General features: G+C 59.4%; 1 protein-coding gene. It reads right to left on the bottom strand.

The genetic code is table 11. The features are described from left to right. Positions 1–40: 40 nt before the first annotated feature. Positions 41–1,224 (bottom strand): IS3 family transposase gene (locus KHO33_RS41840; RefSeq protein ID WP_128576938.1). Its coding sequence is split into 2 segments (ribosomal slippage): positions 41–969 and positions 969–1,224, totalling 1,185 coding nucleotides; the frame shifts between segments, so codons are not numbered across the junction. Between the last annotated feature and the right edge of the window lie 64 nt (positions 1,225–1,288).

The raw sequence follows: 1,288 nt of genomic DNA, 5'->3' as shown, positions 1-1,288 counted from the left end.
TGACCTTGCCCCTGTTTAGCGAATCCCATAGCTGAGAGATTTATGCGGCTCGTCCCTGTTGAGCGGCGAACCAGTTTTTCTCGAACGTCATGGGGCTGACGTAGTCGAGCGTCGAGTGTAGCCGGCGCGAATTATAAAAGCCAAGCCAGTCGACGATTTCATCCATTGCCGCACGCCGGGTCGCGAAGTGCCGGCCATGCAGGCGTGCAACTTTCAACGAACCCCACAGACTTTCGGTCGGTGCATTGTCCCAGCAGTCGCCGCGCCGACTCATCGACGAGTGCATGGCGTAGGCCTTCAGCGTGTCCTGGAACCGCCCGCTGCAATACTGGCTACCCCGGTCGCTATGCACGATTACACCAGCCTCGGGGCGGCGCCGGAACCACGCCATGCGTAGCGCGTCTGTGACCAGTTCCGCTTTCATGTGTGGCTGCATCGACCAGCCCACCACCTGTCTGCTGAACAGGTCGATGATGACCGCCAGATAAACCCAGCCTTCAGCCGTCGCACAGTACGTGATGTCGCTCGTCCAGACCTGGTTCGGCGCCGTTGCTGTGAAGTTTCGCTCCAACAGGTTCGGCGCCACCGGCAGGTTGTGATTCGAGTTCGTCGTCGCGATGTACTTGCGCTTGTGTCGGGCACGGATGCCATGCTGCGCCATCAGCTTGCGAACACGCTCCTTTCCCACGCGCACGCCGCGCGCAACGAGCTCTTTCCACATGCGCGGCCAACCATATTCGCCCTTGACCTGCACGTGAATCGCCTTGATGTGCGCGAGCAGGGCATCGTTACTGATACGGCATCTGTGCGGCTTGTCATCGCCGCTGCGCTGCCGACGCTGATGATATCCGCTGGGACTGATTTCCAGTGCTTCGCACAGCATTGAGACTGGCCAGCGGTGTCGATTCCGGTCAATGAACGCGCACTTCACATCAATTCCTTTGCGAAGTACGCCGCCGCTTTTTTTGTGATGTCGAGCTCCATCTTCAGGCGGGACACTTCCGCTCTCAACCGCGCCAGTTCCATCTGCTCTGGACTGACCGGCTTCGCCCCGGCTCCGACCAGTTTGCCTTCCCTGTCCGCCTTGACCCAGTTGTGAAGGGTCTGCTGCACCACGCCCAGCGTCGCCGACACCGCAGCCAGACTCTGGCCGTTCTTCACCAGCCGGACTGCTTCCAGTTTGAATTCGAGCGTGTACTGCGCCCGCTTTGCCTTGACCGTCATCGTTTCTTCTCCTTGCTTGAGTTTACACACTCAGCAAGAGATTCGTTTTTCGGGGGCAAGGTCA

Origin of the sequence: Paraburkholderia nemoris (genome assembly GCF_905221015.1) — a bacterium.
Classification (GTDB): Bacteria; Pseudomonadota; Gammaproteobacteria; order Burkholderiales; family Burkholderiaceae; genus Paraburkholderia; species Paraburkholderia nemoris.
Note: the sequence above shows the minus strand (reverse complement) of the source record. Positions and strands in the feature narration are given on the sequence as shown.